This is a genomic window from Pseudomonas taeanensis MS-3, from assembly GCF_000498575.2.
GTDB classification, from domain to species: domain Bacteria; phylum Pseudomonadota; class Gammaproteobacteria; order Pseudomonadales; family Pseudomonadaceae; genus Aquipseudomonas; species Aquipseudomonas taeanensis.
This window is the reverse complement of record NZ_AWSQ01000009.1, coordinates 68375-89890: the sequence shown is the minus strand read 5'-3', so window position 1 is coordinate 89890 and position 21516 is coordinate 68375. Positions and strand designations below refer to the sequence as shown.

Here is a 21516-nt window from a genome sequence, read left to right as displayed (position 1 = left end):
AACGCTCCCGGATTGCATCCGGGCTACGACATTATGCGTTTCAGCGCTTGCGGCACAGCGTCAGGCCATCGCCCAGGGGCAGCAGCGACAGGTCGATGCGTGCATCGTCATGCAGCGCGCGATTGAGCGCCTGAATCGCTCGGGTGTCGGCGCTGTCCGGGCTTTGCTCCAACACACGACCACTCCACAGGGTGTTGTCAAACAGGATCAGACCGCCCTGGCGCACCAGCCGGAGTGCCTGCTCGAAGTAAGCCGGGTAGTTGGCCTTGTCGGCATCGATAAAAACCAGATCGACCCGTCCGCCCTGCCCTTCGGCTTCCAGCGTGGCGAGGGTTTCCAGGGCCGGGGCCAGGCGCTGCTCGATGCGCTCAGCAAGCCCCGCCTCGCACCAGTAACGCTCGGCCGTGATGTTGTAGTCGCCCGGAATATCGCAGCAGATCAGCCGGCCGTCTGCCGGCATGGCCGAGGCCATGCAGATCGCGCTGTAGCCGGTAAAGGTGCCGACTTCGACAATGCGCCTGGCGCCGGTCAACTGCACCAGCAGCGCCATGAACTGCCCCTGCTCCGGAGCGATCTGCCAGCGAGCATTGGCCAACTGCGCAGTCTCATCGCGCAGGCGCCTGAGCAGCGGCGTTTCACGCAAGGAGACATCGAGCAGGTACTGATACAGCGAATCGTCGAGATTGAGGGTGCGATTGGTCATGCTAGCTCCGCGTGCAGGCAGTTAACTGAGCAACGCCCAATCTGGACTGCAGCGAAGCGAAACCCAGCAAACCATCGCCCGACGAGGTCGAGGATTATGGGTTATGCGCCAGCTCGCCATTGAATACGCGCTTGGCATCCAGGTAGGTGCGTTGCCAATAATTATTGCTCAAGCTGTCCAGGCGCACGGTGCCGCCGCTGGATGGTGCGTGCACGAAACGTCCGTTGCCGACATAGATACCGGCGTGACTCACCGTACGCCCGCCGCTGGTGGCGAAGAACACCAGGTCGCCACTCTGCAGCGCATTGCGACCAACATTCGGTGCACGTAAAGCAATCAGTTCACGAGTCGTGCGTGGCAAGCCGATACCGGCGGCGTCACGGTAGACGTAGCCGATCAGGCCACTGCAATCGAACCCACCTGCCGGGGTATTACCGCCGTAGCGGTAAGGCGTGCCGACCAGACCGAGGGCGCGAAACAGCACATCCTCGGCATTACCGTGGACGTTAGTGGCGGAAAACGGGATGGACGCTTGCGGAGTCGGTGCGCGGCCGGCGCAAGCAGTCAGCAGCGCGGCGAGAAGCAGCAGGGCAAGGCGGGTCGTAACGGGCATGAGCGAGGCGATCCTGTGCCTGGATGCGCCCTACTCTGCCGTTTCAAGGCAGCCGACGCAACCCTGAGGCTACGCCAGAGGCTCAAGGATGACGTTCGAGGGAATCGCTCGGTGCCAGGGCCAAGGCGCGCTTGGCCTCGATAAAGGTGCGGCTCCAGTAACGGTCATCCAGACTGTCGACCCGCACACCGCTGCTGCGGCTGGCGGAATGGATGAACTGATCGTCGCCCAGGTAGATGCCCGCATGGCTGACTCGGCCACGGCCGTTGGTGGCGAAGAACAGCAGATCGCCCGGCTCCAGCTCTTCGCGCTCAACCAAGGGCGCATCGATCTTGATCATTTCGCGGGTGGAGCGCGGCAACTGCAGACCGGCCTCTTCCTTGAACAGGTAACCGATAAAACCACTGCAATCAAAACCTGAACTCACAGTGCTGCCGCCGTAACGGTAACGGGTGCCAACCAGCGACAAGCCGTGGGTCAGGATGCTGTCGGCCAGCTGTGGCAGTTCGTAGCCTTTGTCATCGGTGATATCGGCAATTTCTTTTGCCGTCAGCTCGGCATGAGGTGAACCGACTGCAGCGCGCGGGGTATGCGCAGAAGCGCCCATTTGCGGTTGCGGTGTATAGCCCGCACAAGCGGCGAGGACCAGAGTGAGTGCGAGAGGCACGAGGGGTGCGAAGCGCTTAAGCATGGGCACAGCCGTGTCGAAGTTCTAATAAGGCCGCGACTATGCCTTTTAGGCTGCTCATTTGCAATTTCTATCGTCTTAAATGTGACCCAGTAGTTCCGGCAACACATCTAAGGCCCTGCCTTGCAGGTGAAGGCTCACCGCATCGCTCAGGTCGGTCCGGGTGGGGTTGATCTCGACTGTCAGGCCGCCTGACTGCCGTGTACGCAGGATCGGCTCGACGATATAGGGGAAGCTGGCCGTAGTGCCAACGCTCAGAACCACCTCGAAGCCCTTGGCCAGTTCGGCGTATAGGCTGTCGATGGCTGGCTCTGGGAGCATTTCCTCGAACAGCACCACCGGCGGGCGCAGGATACCGCCGCACTGCTGGCACCTCGGTGGCAGCGGCCGGGTCAGGTGCTCGGCCAATTGCGGGTCCTCGGCGCCGCAGGACTGGCAGTACAGCGGCGCCAACTCGCCGTGAATCTCGATCAAACGCTCAGGCGGACTGCCGGCCGCACGGTGGTAGCCGTCGATATTCTGGGTCAATACCCAGCACTGCGGCTTGCGCCGCTGCAAGGCGGCAATCGCCACGTGGCCGGCATTGGCACGGGCACCCAGGCAGGCCTTGCCCAGTTCGGCCAGGTACTTCCAGCACAGTGCCGGGTCGCGCTGCAGCATGGGTCCGGACAGCGCGGTCTCGATCGGCAGGCCTTCGGCGGTGTGCCCGTTGTACAGGCCACCCAGACCACGGTAGGTCGGCAGACCGGAATCGGCGGACAACCCCGCGCCGGTGATGATCAGAATGCGCTCGGCCGCCGCGATGGCTTGGGCGACACGTTTGATCTGCAGTTGCATCGCGACCTCCAGTGCTTAATGAATAGAGGGGCTTCACGCCAGTAACATGAATTGGCCTCTTGCGAGACGTCCTGGGTAACAGTTTTAGTGCGTGGCGTAACCCAGCCCAGGAAGCTGCGTGAACACAGCCAACAGCAGCAACCTCAGTGATTAACCGTATGCGCCAGCATCACCGACAGCTGACACAACGGCCGACCACTCTGCGCATGCCACTGATTGAACGCCGCCTGCACCGCCGCGCGATCCCGCTGGCTGGTCGGCAGTTTGTCGATGATGCCCTGCGCCTTGAGTGCGGCGACCATATCGTCGCTGGGGATAAAGGTGTCCTTGCCGACCATGCGCAGAAAGCGCGGCGCCGACAGGCCACCCAGTTGAGCGCCGTGCTTGGCCAGGTATTTCCACAAGCCGACGATGTCGGTCACTGGCCAATCGGCGATCAGGGCGCCGAAGCAGCCCTTCTCCCTCGCCACATCCAGCACAAACTGGGCGTTGCGCGGCACGCTCTTGAGCTTGCCCAGGTGGCGGATCAGCCGCGCATCCTGCATCAGGTTCTCCAGGCGCTCGCCCCCCATCAGCACTACCTTTTCCGGGTCGAAACCGAAGAAGGCCTGTTCGAAGGCCGGCCACTTGGCGTCTACCAGGCTGTGCTTAAGGCCGGCGCGGAAGATCCGCAGACTGATCAACGATAAATAGCGGTCGTCACTCAACTGACGCAATGCCTCGTCCGAGCTGGGCTGCGGCAGTCGCGCCTCGAGAGCCTCGACCGAGCCGAAGCGGTTCAGGCAATACTCATGCAGCCAGTTGTAGTCACGCATCGGGCAATCCTTGATCCGGAAAAACGCTGGGTAGCGCAGGCTCAGGCTACGCGCCCCGCCCCATCCTACAGGTTCATCACGTTGACGAAACGCGGCGTGGCACTGTCGTCGATCTTCAGGCTGGTGAAGTCGAACAAATTGCGGTCGGCCAGTTGTGAAGGCACCACGTTCTGCAGCGCGCGGAACATGATCTCGGTACGCCCCGGAGTCTTGCGCTCCCATTCCTGGAGCATGTCCTTGACCACCTGACGCTGCAGGTTCTCCTGCGAACCGCAGAGATTGCACGGAATAATTGGAAAGCCCTTGAGCGTGGAATAGGCCTCGATATCGGCCTCGTTGCAGTAGGCCAACGGACGGATCACCACGTTGCGGCCATCGTCGGCGCGCAGCTTGGGCGGCATGGCTTTCAGCGTGCCGCCGTAGAACATGTTGAGGAAGAAGGTTTCCAGGATGTCGTCGCGGTGGTGACCGAGGGCCATCTTGGTCGCGCCAATCTCATCGGCGAAGGTATACAGGGTGCCGCGGCGCAGGCGTGAGCACAGCGAGCAGGTGGTCTTGCCTTCAGGGATCTTCTCCTTGACCACCGAGTAGGTGTCTTTCTCGACGATGTGGTACGCCACACCGATGGACTCCAGGTAGGCCGGCAGCACGTGTTCAGGGAACCCCGGCTGTTTCTGGTCCATGTTCACCGCAACGATCTCGAACTTGATCGGCGCGACCTTCTGCAGGTGCAGCAGCACGTCGAGCATGGTGTAGCTGTCCTTGCCGCCAGACAGGCAGACCATGACCTTGTCACCGTCTTCAATCATGTTGAAGTCGGCAATGGCTTCGCCAGCCTGGCGGCGCAGGCGTTTTTGCAGTTTGTTCTGGTTGACCGAGAGGGTACCCATGGTGCGCTGGAATCCGGAGGAGTTGCGGAAAGCGGATATTTTACGCAGAAAGCGCAGCGCGACCCACCCCATTAATAGTGAAGTGCTAGGCTCGAATTATGAACGATGAACTCGACCCCAGCCTCGAGCTGACCGACCAAGTGTTGTTGCTGTTGCAAGCGGCTCCCGCTGGACTCAGCGAATACGAACTGATCCAGCAGCTGAAAAGCGGCCACTCCACGCACATCCCCAACCTGCCTCTGCTCGACAAGCTGGTGTTGTTTCGTACCCATTTTCTGGTGTTCAACGCGCTGTATCAGCTGCGCGAACAACTCTGGGGCGAACAGGCTGGGTTCGTGCAAATCAGCCCGCTGCGAGTTCAGCTATTGCCTTATCAAGCCGGCAACGCCGCGCTGGTCGAGCATGATCCCCTGCGTGACTACTACCTGGACCTGAACAATCTGCGCGACACCAATGAAGATGATGTCGAGCAGTTGCTGGCCAGCTTCTGGAAACGCATGCAGGGTGGTACGGAGAAACAAGCGGCACTGGAGTTGTTTGAACTGGATGCCTACCGGCAACCGCTCGACCTCAAGACCATCAAGCATCGCTACCGCCAATTGGTGAGCCAGCATCACCCGGATCGGGGTGGCAGCACCAGCCGCCTGCAAACGATCAACAAAGCCATGGAAATACTTGAGCGCTATTACAACTGATCTTTAAAGATCCATTTGCTCTAATCCCGCGCCCTACACACCCGTCAGTCCCTGCCTATACTGCGACATACGGTCGCATAGGTTCGGCCCGGCACCTGGTGACGCTGTTCACGCGCACCGGGCGCTCCGCTGGGGGGCGATCGCTATAACAAGAGGAGGTGTCTGGCATGATCCACCACGTTTGGGGGCTCTTCACCCATCCCGATCAGGAATGGCAGGAAATCCGTGGCGAAGAAGAATCTATCAGCCACATGTATCTCACCCACGTTCTAGTACTCGCGGCTATCCCGGCGATCTCGGCGTTTATCGGCACCACTCAGGTCGGTTGGTCAATCGGCGACCGAGCGCCGGTGATGCTTACCGAAGCCAGCGCGATACAGATGACCATCATGTCCTACCTGGCGATGCTCGCTGGGGTCGCAGTAATGGGAGCCTTTATCCACTGGATGGCGCGCACCTACGACGCCAGCCCTAACCTGACCCGCTGCATCGTGTTCGCCGCCTACACCGCCACCCCGCTGTTCGTCGGCGGTTTGGCGGCACTCTACCCGGACCTTTGGCTGGCCATGGCAGTGGGCACGATAGCCATCTGTTACACCGTCTACCTGCTCTATGTGGGCATACCGACCTTCATGAACATCCCTAAGGACGAAGGCTTCATGTTCTCCAGCTCGGTATTGGCAGTAGGATTGGTGGTGCTGGTGGCGATGATCGCCAGCTCGGTGATTCTCTGGGGGCTGGGGGTCGGCCCGGTGTATACCAGTTAAGCCTTCACCCTCGGCAAAAACCTGACACAAGACGAAACCACCTACGGGTGGTTTCGTCGTTTTACGGCTGTCGCCCGTTCCTGGCTTGGGCATAATTGCGCCGTCCTTGTCGAAAGTAACCGTCATGCCCGAGCTTATCCACGCCCGTGTCGAAGCCTGTTATCAGCAGGCAGAAGCCTTTTTCAAGCAGTCCTTTGCCCGCCCTGAGGTGAGCTTCAAGCTGCGTGGACAAAAGGCCGGCGTGGCACACCTGACGGAAAACAAGTTGCGCTTCAATCCGCAGCTGTATCGCGAAAACCAGCAAGACTTCCTCAAGCAGACGGTGGCTCACGAAGTGGCGCACCTGATCGCCCACCAGCTGTTTGGCCTGAAGATCCAGGCCCATGGCGAGGAGTGGCAGCTGATCATGCGCGGCGTCTATGAATTGCCGCCGCATCGCTGCCACAGCTATGCGGTCCAGCGTCGCCAGGTCAATCGCTTCATCTACCGCTGCAGCTGCCCAAAAGGCGAGTTCCCCTTCTCCAGTCAACGTCACGCTCTGGTCGCCAAGGGTCGCCGCTACTACTGCCGACGCTGCAAAGTCACCTTGAGCTATACCGGCGAACAGCGGGTGGAGTGAACCAGATTTTCTGGCCATGTAATGTGCGTGCATGGCTGATGCCTGGGGTTCGATGAACACCGCGACTTAGGCTACATTCCTCTGCAGGATCCAATAGTGTTCCAATCAAGGAGGATATATGCAGTTTGAACCGACTCTCGACTTTCCCATCTCGGCGCTACGTTTTCCTCATGCGCAAAACCAATCGCCTGCCCTAGCAAAACCTCGCCGTCTCTAAGGCCGCCGCTCGTATAGCCCACCACGCCAGCAGCTCTGTTCACAATAATTGCCCTGAGTTTTTCAGGGCCGGGTGTAACAAAGAGCGGCCCGCGCTCTCTGATGTGACGAGAGCAGTGAGCGCGGGCAGCCATGACTGGCCGCTACGGAGCTCGCTGATAGAAACAACATTGAAATGAGGGTGTGGCATGAGTCAAGTCACGATGTACAGCACGCAACGATGCCCGTTCTGCCTGATGGCAGAGCAATTGCTGACACGTAAAGGCATAGACCAACTGACCAAGATTCGAGTCGACAGCGACCCGAGTGAACTGGACAGGATGATCACCTTGACTGGCCGGCGTAGCGTTCCACAGCTGTTCATTGGTGAGCGTCATATCGGCGGTTACGATGACTTGGTCAAGCTCGACCAGGCAGGTGAACTCGATGCCCTCCTGGCTGCCTGAATAAAGGCGTACGTAACCGTTCCAACAAACCCGTAAATTCCACAGCGTCACCCAACAACTCGAATGGAGATACACAGCATGAAATCGACTACCTCCCGCACTGTTTCGGCCGCCAGCCTGGCTCTCGCTCTGGGTGCAGCCGTCGCCATTTCCGCTGCGCCAGTAATGACGGCTCAAGCGGCGGAGAACGAGAAATGTTTCGGCGTGTCCTTGAAGGGCAAGAATGACTGTGCTGCGGGCGCTGGCACCACCTGCGCCGGCACTGCCAAAACCGACTACCAGGGCAACGCCTGGAAGTACGTACCGACTGGCACCTGCACAGAAACCGCCTCGCCGACCTCCCCCACTGGCTACGGTCAGCTCGAGGCATACAAGGAAAAAGCCTAACTGACAGCGCCAGGAGCGCCCATTATGACCCTCTCACTCTTAGCCGATGAGAACAGCGGCGCTCCTGCGCTCAGCTCCACCCTGCCCTTACGGGCAGGCATAGGCCTCAAATCACAGCATTACCGGCAAATACTCGAGTCGCAGCCGCAGGTTGGCTTTTTCGAGGTTCACGCCGAAAATTACATGGTTGCAGGTGGTCCCTTCCATCATTACCTGCAGCGGATTCGCGAACACTATCCCCTCTCCATTCACGGAGTGGGCTTGTCGATTGGTGCCGAACACCCCCTCGACGAACAGCATCTCGATCGCCTCGCGGCGCTCATTGAGCGCTACCAGCCCCAGTCGTTTTCCGAACACCTGGCCTGGTCCAGCCATGGCGAGCTATTTCTCAACGACCTGCTGCCCGTGGCCTATAACGCCACCACACTGACGCGGGTCTGCGAACACATCGACCGAGTCCAGAACCGGCTGCAGCGACCCATGCTGCTGGAAAATCCCTCGACCTACGTGGAGTACGCCAGCTCGACGATGGACGAGGCCAGCTTTATCAGCGAACTCATCCGGCGTAGCGGCTGCGGCCTGCTACTGGACGTGAACAACGTCTACGTCTCGTGCATCAACCATAACTGGGATGCGCTGGGCTACATCAACGCCCTGCCCTTGCACGCAGTGGGCGAGTTGCATCTGGCGGGCTTCGCCGAGGATCGCGACAGCGCCGGCGACCGTTTGCTGATCGACGCCCATGGCGCACCCGTGGATGACGCCGTATGGCGGCTGTACGCTCAGGTTTTGCAGCTGCTCGGCCCCACCCCGACTCTGATCGAGCGCGACAACGACATCCCCTCGCTGGAGGTGCTGGTTGCAGAGGCTCAGCAAGCCGAGCGGCAACTGGCCCTGCACCGCACCCCGCAACGGCAGGCTTTGGCATGAGCGATCAACACGACTTCGTCGCCGCCCTGCTCGACCCGGAGCGAGACTGCCCAGCCGAACTGAGCAGCTGGAACGGCGCAGATCCAAGCAGCCGCTTCGCGGTTTATCGCAACAACGTGATCAGCTCCTTGGTCAACGCCCTGGCCGACAGTTTCCCGGTGGTGTTGCAGCTGGTCGGCGATGAGTTCTTCCGCGCCATGGCTCAGGTCCATGTGCACGCCAACCCGCCCCGCACACGCATCCTGGCCGAGTACGGCGAGGCATTCCCGGCGTTCATCGAAGGCTTCCCGCCCGCCAGCAGCCTGCCTTATCTGGCCGATGTGGCGCGGCTGGAGTTCCTGCGCATCCAGGCCTACCACTCGGCGGACACCGCGCCGCTCAACGCCGAACAGATCACCACGGCACTGTCGCAGCCAGATAGGCTCGACGGCATGACCCTCGAACTGCACCCCTCGGCTGCAGTCCTCAGTTCGAACTTCGCGATTGTTTCCCTATGGGCCGCTCATCAAGGCGAGATGGCCATAGCGCAAGTCGATCCCTTGCGGGCTGAACACGCCCTGGTTCTACGCAACCGGCTGGACGTCGAGGTCATGGGCATTCGCCATGGCGCGGCATTATTCATCCAGGCGCTGCGCACAGGCCAATGCTTCGGCGAAGCGGCCGAACAGGCACTGGCGATTGACCCCGAATTCGACCTCAGCCACCTCTTGGCGCACCTGATCAGTACAGGGGCACTCACCGGCTACCGCTTTGCTCCATAAAACAAGGAAACCTGCATGACCCACTCCGCCCGCTTAGAAGGTGCTGCAGCACCGGTTCGCCTGATCGCTCGCGCCGTCGACCTGTGCCGACTCATTCCCTACAGCTTGATCGCCTTTATTGGTCGATTCTCTATCGCCGCGGTGTTCTGGAAGTCGGGCCAGACCAAGATCCAGGGCCTGTCTATCGACATTGTCGAGGGTACTGTCGAGCTTGGCCTGCCGTCGCTGTCCGGCTCCGCCGTGCCCCTGTTCGCCGAAGAATATAAAGTGCCACTGCTGCCGCCCGAGCTGGCCGCTTCTCTGGCCGCATTTGGCGAGCACTTCTTCCCGATCATGATCCTACTGGGGCTGGCCACACGTTTCTCGGCCCTGGCCCTGCTCGGCATGACCCTGGTGATCCAGCTGTTCGTCTACCCAGGCGCCTATCCGACCCACGGCGTGTGGGCCGCCGTACTGCTACTGCTCGCCGCCAAAGGGCCGGGGGTCATGGCCATCGACCACCTGATTGCCAAGCGTTACGGCTACAACCGCTAACCTGGCTCCCGCTCGCGACACAGGCGCGGTCTAGGCTGGCGTAGAGCGCAGCGACAGAACGGCAGGACGTAGTTCTGCAGAGCTTTAGCTGCCCGCCAGGTAAGGTGCATGGATGCACCTCATGAAACCCAGCAAACGCCGCGCTTTCTCCAGTTCCGATCGACGAACCTGTGTCGCCCCGCCGACTCAGGCCACCACCTTGGCGGCTTTCAGTTCGGCAATCTGCTCGGCTGAATACCCCAACTCGCGCAGCACCTCCTCGGTATGCGCACCCAGTGCCGCCCCGATGTGACGCGGCTCTGGCAGACCACTGGAGAACTTGATCGGGCAGGCGATCTGCGCTTGCGTGGCGCTGCCGTCACGCGGCACCTGCGTCACCAGCTGGCGAGATTTGAGCTGCGGATGCTCGACCGCTTCGGACAGGCTAAGCATCGGCTCGACGCAGGCATCCAGCCCGGCAAATACTTGACTCCACTCGGCGAAATCACGCTTCTCGAACTCGATCGCGATCTCGCGTTTGAGCGCCAGCTGTTCTTCAGGCTTGGGCGACAAGCCGCGTGCCGCCAGCTCCGGACGGCCGAGCGCCGCGCAGAACTGCTGCATGAACTGCGGCTCCAGGCTGCCGACCGAGAACCAGCGCCCGTCGCGAGTGCGGTAGTAGTCGTAGAAGCTGCCACCGTTGAGCACCTGATTCTGCATCTGCGGCTCGACCCCAGCGGCCAGGTAACCGGCTCCGGCCATACCGTGCAGGCTGAAGGCGCAGTCGGTCATGCTCACATCGACCTGCTGCCCCTCCCCCGCGACCTGACGCTGGATCACTGCCGCCAGCAGGCCCATCACCCCGTGCAGCGATCCCCCGGCGATGTCCGCCAGCTGCACGCCCAAGGGCAGCGGGCCACTGTCGCGACGCCCGGTATAGCTGGCGATGCCGGCCAGGGCCAGGTAGTTGATGTCGTGCCCGGCGCGGTCCTTGTACGGCCCGGTCTGACCGTAGCCGGTGATCGACACATAGATCAGCCTGGGGTTGATCGCCTTGAGCGCCGCATAACCGACACCGAGCTTGTCCATCACCCCGGGACGAAACTGCTCCAGGACGATGTCGTACTCCGCCACCAGCTGCTTGACCATGGCCACCGCCTCAGGCTGCTTCAGGTCCAGGGCGATGCAGCGTTTGTTGCGATTGAGGTAGGCGTGACTGGCCGAGACGCCGTCATCGTGCGGCGGCAACACCCGCACCAGATCCATGCGACTGGGCGACTCGACCCGCAACACCTCGGCGCCCATGTCGGCCAGCAACAAGGAGGCGAAGGGCCCCGGCAGCAAGGTGGAAAAATCGAGAATTTTCAGCGAAGACAGCGGGCCTTTCATGGCAACTCCTCGGTGCAATTTGAACAGGGCCTGGTGATGCAAACCCTGTAGCCCGGATGCAATCCGGGGCGAATCAACAGACATCCCCGGATTGCATCCGGGCTACGAAAAACGTTCTGTCATTGCCAGTGCAGCGGCTGAGCGGCGTCGAGCTTGGCCAGCTCATCGACGAAGCGCGCCTCCAGCACATTGCGACGGATCTTCATGGTCGGGGTCATGCAGCCGTTATCCACCGTCCAGGCTTCGCGCACCAGCACGAAGTGGCTGATTCGCTCATGCGGCTGCAGTTGGGCATTGAGCTGCTGACGGGTCTGCTCCAGATCATCGGCGACTCGCGCCGGCGCCTGTTCGCGGGCCACTGGCGAGAGCTCGATCAGGGCCAGTGGCTGGTCCAGATTGCTGCCCATCAGGCACACCTGTTCGACCCAGAGGTTCTTGGCGATCTCACCCTCGATCGGCGCCGGCGCCACATACTTGCCTTTGCTGGTCTTGAAAATGTCCTTCACCCGTCCGGTGATTCGCAGGTAGCCGGCTGCATCGATCTCACCTTTGTCGCCGGTGTGCAGCCAGCCATCGACCAGGGTTTGCGAGGTTTTCTCCGGCTCCAGATAGTAGCCCAGCATCAAGCAGGGGCTGCGAAACAGAATCTCGCCGCTAGTGGCGATGCGCACCTGGTTCTCCGGCATGGGCCGTCCGACCGAACCGAAACACACCTGACCGGGCCGATTGAACGTGCCATAGGCGAAATTCTCGGTCATGCCGTAGCCCTCGCAGAGGGTCAGGCCGATGCCTTGGTACCAGTCGAGCAGCCCCCTGGGGATGGCCGCCGCACCGCTGATCAGGATGCGCGCACGATCCAGCCCCAGGCCCTTGCGCACCTGCTTCGCCACCAGCCGACCGAGCAGAGGAATGCGCAGCAAACGCTGCAACCTGGCCTGCGGCAACTGCTCCAGCACGCCCTGCTGAAAGCGCGTCCACAGCCGCGGCACCGAGAAAAACACCGTAGGGCGTACATGTTTGAGGTCGCTGGCGAAGGTCTCCAGCGACTCGACGAAGGCCACCCGACCCGCGCTGTACAGACTGCTCATCTGCACCAGAAAACGCTCGGCGGCGTGGGACAGCGGCAGGTAGGAAAAATACTGATCGCGCTCGCTGATCTGCATCTCCACCACCGATCGGCTGGCAGCGAAGGCAAAGGCGCGCGGGCTGAGCATCACGCCCTTGGGCTGACCGGTGGTGCCGGAGGTGTAGAGGATGCTCAACAGCTCATCCGGCGTCTGTCGGTGGCCGACCTGCAAGGGCGCATGCGCCGCCAGCAGGCTCGCCCAGTCATGCTGCGCGGCGAGGGTCGGATATGGCAAGGCGATGCGTATCACCTCGGGCGGAATGCCGGCTGCGAAGGCTTCCGGCTGGTCGAGCTTGCCGAGGAAGATCGCCTTGCACTGCGAATGGCGTAGCACATACGCGATGCTCTCGGCAGACTGCAACGGATACAGCGGTACGCTGACCAGGCCGGCGAGCATGATCGCCAGATCGGCGATAAACCATTCGGCGCAGTTCTTCGCCAGCAGCGCCACCCGCTCGCCGGGCTGACAGCCCAGCGCCTGCAACGCGCTGGCCATACGGCGTGCCTGCTCATCGACCTGGCGCCAGGTGAAGTCGTGCCACCGGCCATTCACAGGTTGAGTCAGCCAGACCGCATCCGGGCGTTTCTCCAGCCAGTAAGCCAGGCGTTCCAGCGGTAGTTGTTCGGTCATCGACTGCCATCCTTGTCATTGTTGTAGGCCCGGAGATCAGAGCGTGAACACCCGGCGCGCATTCTGCTGGAGGAACTTGGCCTCAATCTCGGCGGCCAACCCCAGTTCCCTGACCTGGCTCATGCAGCGACTGAGGGACAGCTGCGGAAAGTTGCTGCCGAACAGCACCTTGTCCTGCCCGTAGCTCTGCAGGAACTGCAGCAGCTGCGCCGGGTAGTAGCGTGGAAGGTAGGCCGAAGTATCGATATAGACGTTGTCGTGTTTCCAGGCCAGGCCAATCATCTCATCGGTCCAGGGATGGCCGATGTGCCCGGCGACGATGCGCAATTCGGGAAAGTCCAGCGCCACCTCGTCCAGATAGGGCACGGGACGACCGGTCTCGGAGGGCATCAATGGTCCCGTATGGCCGACCTGGGTGCAGAAAGGAATATCCAGCTCGATGCACTTCACATAGAGCGGGTAGTACAGCCGGTGATTCGGCGGCAGCTTCCACAGCCAGGGCACGATGCGCAGCGCCTTGCAGCCCAGCTCGAGTACCGCCCGCTCCAGCTCGCGCACCGCTGCCAACGGCTTGCTCAGATCTACCGTGGCGACGCCGACGAAGCGCTCGGGAAAGGCGCGGGTGTACGCGGCGATCTCATCGTTGCTGAACACCCAGCGCTCGGGCCGGCACCAGGCGGCAAGCATGAGTTTCTCGACCCCCGCCTTGTCCATTTCCGCCACCGTCTGCTCTGGAGTCAGGCGCTGATCGAGCAGATGCGCGGAGCCGGACTTTTCGAACAGCCGCACCACTTCGGGCAGCAGTTCGCGGGTGCGTCCACCAGCAGGCTGAGCCCAGGCATCGATGGCAGCGATAAACGTGGACATGACAGACCTCCTCGGAAACTAAAGGTTGTGCATCGCCAGGCGCCAACGGACTAGCGCCTACGGGGTCAGCGCCGTGGTGCTCAGAGTTTCATGCCGCGGCTGATGATCTCCTTCATGATCTCCGAGGTGCCGGCGAAAATGCGCTGGATGCGCGCGTTCGCGTACATCTTGCAGATCGGGTACTCCCACATGTAGCCCCAGCCGCCGTGCAACTGCACACCTTCGTCGACCACCTTGCCGAGCAGCTCGGTGGTGAACAGCTTGGCTTCGGCGGCCACTTCCGGGGTCAGCTTTTTCTGGTTGTGGTCCATCACGCAGCGGTCGACGAAGACCTGGGCCACGTCAACCTGAGTGCGCATCTCGGCCAGCTTGAAGCGGGTGTTCTGGAAGTGCGAAATCGGTCGATCGAAGGCCTTACGCTCGGTCACGTAGTCGATGGTGGTCTGCAACGCCGCCTCGGCGCCGGCCACCGCACCGCAGGCATTGGTCAGGCGTTCCTGGGCGAGCATGTTCATCAGATAGAAGAAGCCGCCCTTGGCATCGCCCAACAGATTGGCCTTGGGCACCTTGACGTTATTGAAGAACAGCTCGGCGGTGTCCTGGCTTTTCATGCCGAGCTTTTTCAGCGGTGCGCCGCGCGCGAATCCGGGCATACCGCGTTCGACCAGGAACAGGCCCATGGCGTGCTTGTTGGCCGGATCGGTCTTGGCCGCGACTATCACCACATCGGCCAGCAGGCCGTTGGAGATAAACACCTTGGAGCCGTTCAGCTCATAGTGGTCGCCCTTGTCCACCGCCGTGGTGCGCATGCCGGCCAGGTCGGAGCCGGCGCTCGGCTCGGTCATCGCCACCGCGAGTATCAGTTCGCCGCGAATGATCCCCGGCAGCAGGCGCGCCTTCTGCTCGGCGTTGCCGTACTCGGCGATGTAAGGGCCGCACAGCGCCGAGTGCAACGGCAGCATGAAGCCGGCCTCGTTGATGTAGGCCAACTCCTCGGCCATGATCTGCTCGTAGCGGAAGTCCTTGAGCCCGGCTCCACCGTACTCCTCGTCCGCCCAAGGCAGCAGAAATCCCATCTCGCCGGCCTTCAGCCAGGCCTCGCGACTGACCACCCCGGCCTCCTCCCACGCGTCCTGATGCGGCAGCACTTCCTTCTTCAGAAAGGTCCGGAAGGACTCGCGAAACATGCTGTGTTCGGTGTCGAAGTGGATGCGTTGCATACCGGTGGCCCCTGCTGATCAAGTCGTCCAGCAGGGTAGGCGCCTGCATCACGCCTCCTCAATGACCCAAGCGCTCAGACTCGATTGACCCATTCGCTCGTGCCTACGGGCGACTTGTCCTGGCACACCGCACCTGCCTACCATCGGCACACCGAACAGGAGTCAGCCATGCGCGAACGCACCATCGCCAGCCATTTCGTCCGCGCCGCCTTGCGGGGCGCCGAACGTCATGGTCACGATTGCCTGCCACTGCTGCGTCAGCTGAACATCCAGCCGGCCCTGCTCGATGAACCCCGCGCACGGGTGGCCCCCGAGCAATTCGCCCACCTGCTGCAGCTGTTGTGGGAACGCCTCGACGACGAGTACCTGGGTTTCGGCCGCACTGCCAGCAAGCGCGGCACCTTCGCCATGATGTGCCACGCGATCATTCACTGCCGCAGCCTGGAGAAGGCCCTGGGCCGTGGTGCGCTGTTCTACAGCCTGTTCCCCGAAGCACCGACCATCAGCCTCAGCCGCGAAGGCGACTGGGCACGCTTGAGCGTGGACGACTCGAGCCTGCTGGACCCCGATCACTTTCTGGTCGAAAGCCTGCTGGTGATCTGGCATCGCCTCGGCAGCTGGCTGATCGGCCAGCGCATTCGCCTGGAAGAAGCCACCTTCCGCTATGCCGAGCCTGCGCACAGCGCCGAGTACGGGCTGTTATTCCCCTGCCCACGGCGCTTTGCGGCCGGCAGCACCAGCCTGCTGTTCCATGCCCGTTACCTGAGCATGCCGTTGCTGCAGGATGAGCGCACGCTCAAGCAGTTCCTGCAGCACTCTCCCGCCGATCTGCTGGCGCGCCCGGATGGTGGCGACAGCCTGATCAGCCAGATTCGTCGCCTGCTCGGTCGCGACTGCAGTAACTGGCCGGACCTGGAAGCGGTCGCCCAGCACCTGCACATGAGCCCGCAGACCCTGCGCCGGCATCTGCGCGAGGAGGGCTCGAGCTTTCAGGAACTGAAAGATCAGTTGCGCCGCGACCTGGCGATCTACCTGCTAGGGCGCGACGAGCTGTCGACCCAGGACATCGCCGAACAGCTCGGTTTCTCCGAGCCTTCGGCCTTTCACCGCGCGTTCAAGAAGTGGACCGGGCTCACGCCTGGGGCTTACCGCGCCCAGGAGAACTGAACCCTCAGTTCACGCAAGACCGCGCCGACGTAGCGCTCGACACTATCCTGCAGCACCGCCAAACATCCCCCTGTCGATAGCGGTTTCTGACGACAAAAAGTCGCTCGTCATGATTCAGGTCAATGTTTTTGTCCCTATTACCTGTAGGGTCTAGCCTGACTGCTACGCACGAATGGAGTCAGCCGAGATGCCTGCCACTGACCGCGACACGCCTGCCAAAAGCCAGGAAACCCGCCTATTCCTGTTTCTGGTCGTCTGCCTCTTCCCCTTGCTTTCCATCACCCTGGTCGGTGGCTACGGCTTCTTTATCTGGTTTATGCAAATGCTCATCGGCCCACCCGGACCGCCCAGCTGATCGCCCCGCCTGATCACCACCGGAGCCACGGCACATGGCCGAAACCCTGCACATTGCCAGCCTGCTGGTACACGCCCGCCCTGAACTGTTCGAGGCGGTGAAAGCCAATCTGCGTTTGCTTGACGGTGTTGAACTGCATCAGCAAAGCCCCCTGGGCAAGCTGGTGGTAGTACTGGAAACCGCAGACGAGCAGCAGATCCTCGAACGCATCGACCAGATCAGCAACCTGCCGGGCGTACTCAACGCCGCGCTGGTCTACCACGAGCTGCTCAGCCCCGAAGGAGCCGACGAATGAGCATGACCCGCCGTCAATTCGCCAAAGCCAATGCCGCCGCCATCGCCGCTGCAGCAGCCGGCCTGCCGATCGCCACCTCGGCCAGCAACCTGATCACCGAAGCGGACATGACCAAGCTGAACTGGAACAAGGCCCCCTGCCGCTTCTGCGGCACTGGATGCAGCGTGATGGTGGCGACCAAGAACAACCGCGTGGTGGCCACCCACGGCGACGTCAAAGCCGAGGTCAATCGTGGTCTGAATTGCGTCAAGGGTTACTTCCTGTCGAAGATCATGTACGGCGTCGACCGCCTGACCCAACCGCTGCTGCGGATGAAGAACGGCGCCTACGACAAACAGGGCGAGTTCCAGCCGATCAGTTGGGAACAGGCCTTCGACATCATGGAGCTGAAGTTCAAGCAAGCCCTGAAGAAAAAAGGCCCCGAATCAGTCGGCATGTTCGGCTCCGGGCAGTGGACTGTGTGGGAAGGCTATGCAGCCAACAAGCTGATGAAGGCCGGCTTGCGCAGCAACAACATCGACCCCAACGCGCGCCACTGCATGGCCTCAGCGGTGATGGGCTTTATGCGCACCTTCGGTGCCGACGAGCCGATGGGTTGTTATGACGATATCGAAGCCGCCGATGTCTTCGTGCTCTGGGGCTCGAACATGGCCGAGATGCACCCGATTCTCTGGAGTCGGGTGACTGATCGCCGCCTGAGCCACCCGCAGACCCAGGTCGCCGTGCTCTCGACCTTCGAGCACCGCAGCTTCGAGCTGGCGGACATCCCCATGGTATTCAAGCCGCAGACCGACCTGCTGATCCTCAATTACATCGCCAACCACATCATCGAAAGTGGCGCAGTAAACACAAGTTTCGTCAGCCTGCACGCCAAATTCGCCAAGGGAGCCGACGATATCGGCTACGGCCTGCGCCCCGATCACCCGTTGGAACTCCAGGCGAAGAATGCCGCTAGCGCCAACACCTGGAGCGACATAGGCTTCGAGGAGTTCGCCGCCTTCGTCAAACCTTACACCCTGGAGCGCACTGCGGCGGAAACCGGGGTACCGGCCGAACGCCTCAAGGCGCTGGCCGAGCTGTATGCCGACCCCAAGCGCAAGGTCATGTCATTCTGGACCATGGGCTTCAATCAGCACACCCGCGGGGTGTGGGCCAACAACCTGATTTATAACATCCACCTGCTTACCGGCAAGATCAGCGAACCGGGCAACAGCCCGTTCTCGCTCACCGGACAACCCTCAGCCTGCGGCACCGCGCGCGAGGTCGGTACCTTCTCCCATCGCCTGCCCGCTGACATGGTGGTGACCAATCCCAAGCACCGTGCTACCGCCGAAAAAATCTGGAAGCTGCCGGCTGGCACCATTCAGGAGAAGGTCGGCTGTCATGCCGTGCAGCAGAGCCGCATGCTCAAGGATGGGGTGCTCAACGTCTACTGGTCCCAAGCCAGCAACAATATGCAGGCCGGGCCCAACATCATGCAGGAAGTGCTGCCCGGTTGGCGCAATCCGGACAACTTCGTGATTGTTTCCGATGTCTACCCCACCGTTTCAGCCCAGGCCGCCGACCTGATTCTGCCTAGCGCCATGTGGGTGGAAAAGGAAGGCGCTTACGGCAACGCCGAACGCCGCACGCAGTTCTGGCACCAGTTAGTCAGTGCGCCCGGCGAGGCCAAATCCGACTTGTGGCAGTTGGTGGAATTCTCCAAGCGCTTTACCACCGATGAAGTCTGGCCTGCCGAGCTGTTGACCAAGTCGCCGCAGCACAAAGGCAAAACCCTGTACCAAGTGCTGTTCGCCAACGGCCAGGTCGATCAATTCCCCAGCGAGCAGATCGAAGCCGGTTACCTCAATGATGAAGCCAAGGCGTTCGGCTTTTATCTGCAAAAAGGCCTGTTCGAGGAGTACGCCCAGTTCGGCCGTGGCCACGGTCATGACCTCGCCGATTTCGACCGTTACCACCACGAGCGCGGCATGCGCTGGCCGGTGGTGGACGGCGTTGAGACCCGCTGGCGCTACCGCGAAGGCCTTGACCCCTATGTGGCCAAAGGCAGCGGCGTGCAGTTCTACGGTTACCCGGACAAGAAGGCGATCATCTTCGCCCTACCCTACGAGCCGCCAGCCGAAGCGCCAGACGCCGACTACCCGTTCTGGCTCAGCACCGGCCGGGTACTCGAGCACTGGCACACCGGCAGCATGACCCAGCGTGTCGAAGAGCTGCACAAGGCCGTGCCCGACGCCCTGGTGTACATGCACCCGGACGATGCCAAGGCGCTCAAGGCCAGACGCGGCAGCGAAGTCAAAGTCATCAGCCGGCGCGGCGAAATGCGTGCGCGCATCGAGACCCGCGGCCGCAACAAACCGCCACAGGGTCTGGTGTTCGTGCCGTTCTTCGACGCCAACAAGCTGATCAACAAAGTCACCCTGGACGCCACCGACCCGATCTCCAAGCAGGCCGACTACAAGAAGTGTGCGGTGAAGATCGAACTGATCAGCGTGGCCTGAGGAGAACTCTGATGAACATTCGCCTACTACCTCTACTGCTGCTGGCCGCGTTTGGCATGGCAGTGGCCGCCGAGGTTAATTACCCGCTGGACGCCCCTGCGCCCGATGGCCGTCGCCCGGGCGGCACGATCAGCCAGAGCCTGCCGGCTCCAGCCATCGCCAATGAGGAAAACAAGGACCTCAAGCGTGAACGCAATTACCCCGAACAACCGCCGACCATTCCGCACAGTATCAGCGGCTACCAGATCGACAAGAACGGCAACAAATGCCTGGCCTGCCATAGCCGCGCAAACAGCGCACGTAGTCAGGCCCCGATGATCAGCATCACTCACTACATGGACCGCGACGGCCAGGCCTTGGCGGCGGTTTCGCCACGGCGTTACTTCTGCAACCAATGCCATATCTCGCAGAACGAGGTGAAACCGTTGGTGGGCAACAGCTTCGAGACCATCGACAAGCTGTTGCAAGACGAAGCCAATGCCCCGGCGAAACCCTGAGGAGGCGTCATGAAGTCATTGCTCGCCCTGCTCAAGGGCTACTGGGACATCCTGCGTCGCCCAAGCGTGCATTACAGTCTGGGCTTTCTCACCCTCGGCGGTTTCGTCGCCGGGATCATCTTCTGGGGCGGCTTCAACACCGCGTTGGAGGCAACCAACACCGAGGCCTTCTGCATCTCCTGCCACGAGATGCGCGACAACGTGTATGTCGAGCTGAAGGACACCATCCACTACAGCAACCGCTCCGGCGTGCGCGCCACCTGCCCGGACTGCCATGTGCCGCATAAATGGACCGACAAGATCGCGCGCAAGATGCAGGCCTCCAAGGAGGTCTGGGGCAAGATCTTCGGCACCATCAACACCCGCGACAAGTTCCTTGCCCACCGCCGCGAACTGGCCGAACACGAGTGGCTGCGGCTGAAAAGCAACGACTCGCTGGAATGCCGCAACTGCCACAACTTCGAGTTTATGGACTTCACCCGCCAGGGCCAGCGTGCCCGGCAGATGCACTCCACCGCCCTGGCCAGCGGCGCAGCCACCTGCATCGACTGCCACAAAGGCATCGCCCACAAGTTACCGGATATGAGCGGCGTACCGGGTTGGTAAACGCTCGAGCAAAAATCTCGGGAGCCATTTCTAACGTCGCGCAACAACGGTCCGCAGGGTGGCCGCCATGAATGGCAGGCCACAAAAATGGCAATATCTGAGTTACCGGTTGCCTGGTCGTATACCCCAGTGACTCACCCAGGCAAATCAATGGGCTGGGCTGATTTTTGTAGCGTTCAAGCAGACACCGCCAGCCCGGATGATTCGTCAGGTACTTCGTGGCCAAAGCATGAAAAGGAATCATCCAGTTCTTCAGTCGGCTATCGTAGGCATTTATGCTCTGGATGTGGAAAGCCCTATTAACCCGGCGTTTCTGGCTCGGCTTGAGCAGTTGATGAGTAATACCTTCTGCTTTGGCAAAGTGGGCATAGATACCCGCACTGCCGGTACAAAGAATCGTGTCCGCGTCAATCAGGGGGCGTAGCCGTTCCCCAACGTGCAGCGCATCGAGCTTATCCCGCTTGAAGTCGGCCTGCTGGCGACTGCGATCTTTCACCAGCAACACCGGGATTTGCTCGGCGGACACCCCGCATTGCTTGGTACCTCCTTTTCGCCAGCGAGGGGGCGGGCAGGTTTAGCTGGCCTTTGAAGTATCCCAGGAAGAAGGTTTTATCGGCTTCGGCGATGCCGGATGCATGCTGAGCTTGATGATCGATAATCCGGGTGAGAAACCGGTGTCGCCAAAGAAAAGCTGTATTCTTGCTGACGCCGCAATGTTTTGTGGCCTTGCGTACGCTCAGGCTCTGGGTCAGCGCCAGTGCATAGTCTTGCCAAAGATGGCACTTCCCCAATCGCGCCATAGGGCTGTCCGTCAGAGCACTGCTGGTTTTACCGCAGGCCTTGCAGCGGTACCGAGGCCACCCCTGCCCCCCCCGATGCAGTTCGCAGGGCTGACAATGCAGACAGCGCTGGGCGCGTTGATCTCAGCGTGAGAACTCACTGAGACGCGTCATAGCAAGCTGTATCAGCGCCTCAGAAGCCG

At 61.4% G+C, this 21516-nt stretch carries 24 protein-coding genes and 1 pseudogene; 14 read left to right on the top strand and 11 right to left on the bottom strand.

Translation table 11 applies throughout. The features are described 5' to 3' along the window. Positions 1-40 precede the first annotated feature (40 nt). The 6 genes from TMS3_RS20670 to ttcA form a co-directional block, all read right to left on the bottom strand. Positions 41-703 carry an O-methyltransferase gene (locus tag TMS3_RS20670; protein ID WP_025167197.1) on the bottom strand — a complete coding sequence of 221 codons (663 nt, stop codon included), beginning with the start codon at positions 701-703 and terminating at the stop codon, positions 41-43. Between the two features lie 94 nt (positions 704-797). Continuing rightward, the gene (locus tag TMS3_RS20665) at positions 798-1316 is read right to left on the bottom strand and encodes a C40 family peptidase (protein WP_025167196.1); all 519 of its coding nucleotides are present in this window, start codon (positions 1314-1316) and stop codon (positions 798-800) included. 82 nt (positions 1317-1398) lie between these two features. Further along, positions 1399-2007: a C40 family peptidase gene (locus tag TMS3_RS20660; protein WP_025167195.1), complete on the bottom strand. Its 609-nt coding sequence runs from the start codon at positions 2005-2007 to the stop codon at positions 1399-1401. 75 nt (positions 2008-2082) lie between these two features. After that, entirely contained in the window at positions 2083-2841 is a 759-nt protein-coding gene (locus tag TMS3_RS20655; protein WP_025167194.1) for an NAD-dependent deacylase, read from the bottom strand. Between the two features lie 143 nt (positions 2842-2984). After that, positions 2985-3656, bottom strand: a complete 672-nt coding sequence (locus TMS3_RS20650) for a DNA-3-methyladenine glycosylase I (protein ID WP_025167193.1) — start codon at positions 3654-3656, stop codon at positions 2985-2987. A gap of 65 nt (positions 3657-3721) precedes the next feature. Beyond that, entirely contained in the window at positions 3722-4546 is an 825-nt protein-coding gene (gene ttcA, locus TMS3_RS20645) for a tRNA 2-thiocytidine(32) synthetase TtcA (RefSeq protein ID WP_025167192.1), read from the bottom strand. Positions 4547-4644: 98 nt separating this feature from the next. On the opposite strand from ttcA, the gene TMS3_RS20640 reads away from it, so the two are divergent. From TMS3_RS20640 to TMS3_RS20605, 8 genes are all read left to right on the top strand, one after another. Next, positions 4645-5241 carry a DNA-J related domain-containing protein gene (locus TMS3_RS20640; RefSeq protein ID WP_025167191.1) on the top strand — a complete coding sequence of 199 codons (597 nt, stop codon included), beginning with the start codon at positions 4645-4647 and terminating at the stop codon, positions 5239-5241. Positions 5242-5408: 167 nt separating this feature from the next. Then, positions 5409-6008, top strand: coding sequence for a Yip1 family protein (locus TMS3_RS20635; protein ID WP_025167190.1), 600 nt, complete (start codon positions 5409-5411; stop codon positions 6006-6008). 124 nt (positions 6009-6132) lie between these two features. Next, positions 6133-6627, top strand: a complete 495-nt coding sequence (locus TMS3_RS20630) for a SprT family zinc-dependent metalloprotease (RefSeq protein WP_025167189.1) — start codon at positions 6133-6135, stop codon at positions 6625-6627. 404 nt (positions 6628-7031) lie between these two features. After that, a complete protein-coding gene (grxC, locus tag TMS3_RS20625) occupies positions 7032-7289 on the top strand; it encodes a glutaredoxin 3 (protein ID WP_025167188.1) in 258 nt (85 codons plus the stop codon). Between the two features lie 78 nt (positions 7290-7367). Beyond that, complete coding sequence (locus tag TMS3_RS20620) at positions 7368-7676, top strand: BufA1 family periplasmic bufferin-type metallophore (protein ID WP_025167187.1); 309 nt, start codon at positions 7368-7370, stop codon at positions 7674-7676. Positions 7677-7700: 24 nt separating this feature from the next. Beyond that, positions 7701-8606, top strand: coding sequence for an MNIO family bufferin maturase (bufB, locus tag TMS3_RS20615; protein ID WP_025167186.1), 906 nt, complete (start codon positions 7701-7703; stop codon positions 8604-8606). Beyond that, positions 8603-9367 (top strand): HvfC/BufC N-terminal domain-containing protein, encoded by a 765-nt coding sequence (locus tag TMS3_RS20610; protein ID WP_025167185.1) that lies wholly within the window; start codon positions 8603-8605, stop codon positions 9365-9367. Before bufB ends, TMS3_RS20610 begins: the two co-directional genes overlap by 4 nt. Before the next feature lie 15 nt (positions 9368-9382). Then, on the top strand, positions 9383-9901 hold the full coding sequence (locus TMS3_RS20605; RefSeq protein ID WP_025167184.1) for a DoxX family protein: 519 nt from the start codon (positions 9383-9385) through the stop codon (positions 9899-9901). Positions 9902-10087: 186 nt separating this feature from the next. Here the strand turns inward: TMS3_RS20605 and TMS3_RS20600 are convergent, their stop codons facing one another. The 4 genes from TMS3_RS20600 to TMS3_RS20585 form a co-directional block, all read right to left on the bottom strand. Further along, positions 10088-11269 carry a CaiB/BaiF CoA transferase family protein gene (locus TMS3_RS20600; RefSeq protein WP_025167183.1) on the bottom strand — a complete coding sequence of 394 codons (1182 nt, stop codon included), beginning with the start codon at positions 11267-11269 and terminating at the stop codon, positions 10088-10090. 119 nt (positions 11270-11388) lie between these two features. Next, positions 11389-13026 carry an AMP-binding protein gene (locus tag TMS3_RS20595; RefSeq protein WP_025167182.1) on the bottom strand — a complete coding sequence of 546 codons (1638 nt, stop codon included), beginning with the start codon at positions 13024-13026 and terminating at the stop codon, positions 11389-11391. A 36-nt stretch (positions 13027-13062) separates the two neighbouring features. After that, a complete protein-coding gene (locus TMS3_RS20590; protein WP_029866533.1) occupies positions 13063-13893 on the bottom strand; it encodes an amidohydrolase family protein in 831 nt (276 codons plus the stop codon). Positions 13894-13973: 80 nt separating this feature from the next. After that, the gene (locus TMS3_RS20585; protein WP_025167180.1) at positions 13974-15113 is read right to left on the bottom strand and encodes an acyl-CoA dehydrogenase family protein; all 1140 of its coding nucleotides are present in this window, start codon (positions 15111-15113) and stop codon (positions 13974-13976) included. Between the two features lie 168 nt (positions 15114-15281). Between TMS3_RS20585 and TMS3_RS20580 the strand changes: the two genes are divergently transcribed. The 6 genes from TMS3_RS20580 to TMS3_RS20555 all read left to right on the top strand — a co-directional run bounded on the left by TMS3_RS20580 (position 15282) and on the right by TMS3_RS20555 (position 20534). Beyond that, positions 15282-16280 (top strand): AraC family transcriptional regulator, encoded by a 999-nt coding sequence (locus tag TMS3_RS20580; protein ID WP_025167179.1) that lies wholly within the window; start codon positions 15282-15284, stop codon positions 16278-16280. A gap of 187 nt (positions 16281-16467) precedes the next feature. Continuing rightward, on the top strand, positions 16468-16635 hold the full coding sequence (locus tag TMS3_RS20575) for a periplasmic nitrate reductase, NapE protein (RefSeq protein WP_025167178.1): 168 nt from the start codon (positions 16468-16470) through the stop codon (positions 16633-16635). Between the two features lie 34 nt (positions 16636-16669). After that, the gene (locus TMS3_RS20570) at positions 16670-16930 is read left to right on the top strand and encodes a chaperone NapD (RefSeq protein WP_025167177.1); all 261 of its coding nucleotides are present in this window, start codon (positions 16670-16672) and stop codon (positions 16928-16930) included. Beyond that, positions 16927-19431 carry a nitrate reductase catalytic subunit NapA gene (gene napA, locus TMS3_RS20565; RefSeq protein WP_025167176.1) on the top strand — a complete coding sequence of 835 codons (2505 nt, stop codon included), beginning with the start codon at positions 16927-16929 and terminating at the stop codon, positions 19429-19431. Before TMS3_RS20570 ends, napA begins: the two co-directional genes overlap by 4 nt. A gap of 11 nt (positions 19432-19442) precedes the next feature. Continuing rightward, complete coding sequence (locus tag TMS3_RS20560; protein WP_025167175.1) at positions 19443-19928, top strand: nitrate reductase cytochrome c-type subunit; 486 nt, start codon at positions 19443-19445, stop codon at positions 19926-19928. Positions 19929-19937: 9 nt separating this feature from the next. Beyond that, entirely contained in the window at positions 19938-20534 is a 597-nt protein-coding gene (locus TMS3_RS20555; protein ID WP_025167174.1) for a cytochrome c3 family protein, read from the top strand. Between the two features lie 97 nt (positions 20535-20631). Here TMS3_RS20555 and TMS3_RS24800 read toward each other — a convergent pair. Next, positions 20632-21439 (bottom strand): annotated as a pseudogene (locus TMS3_RS24800) (IS1595 family transposase); the annotation flags it as partial. Between the last annotated feature and the right edge of the window lie 77 nt (positions 21440-21516).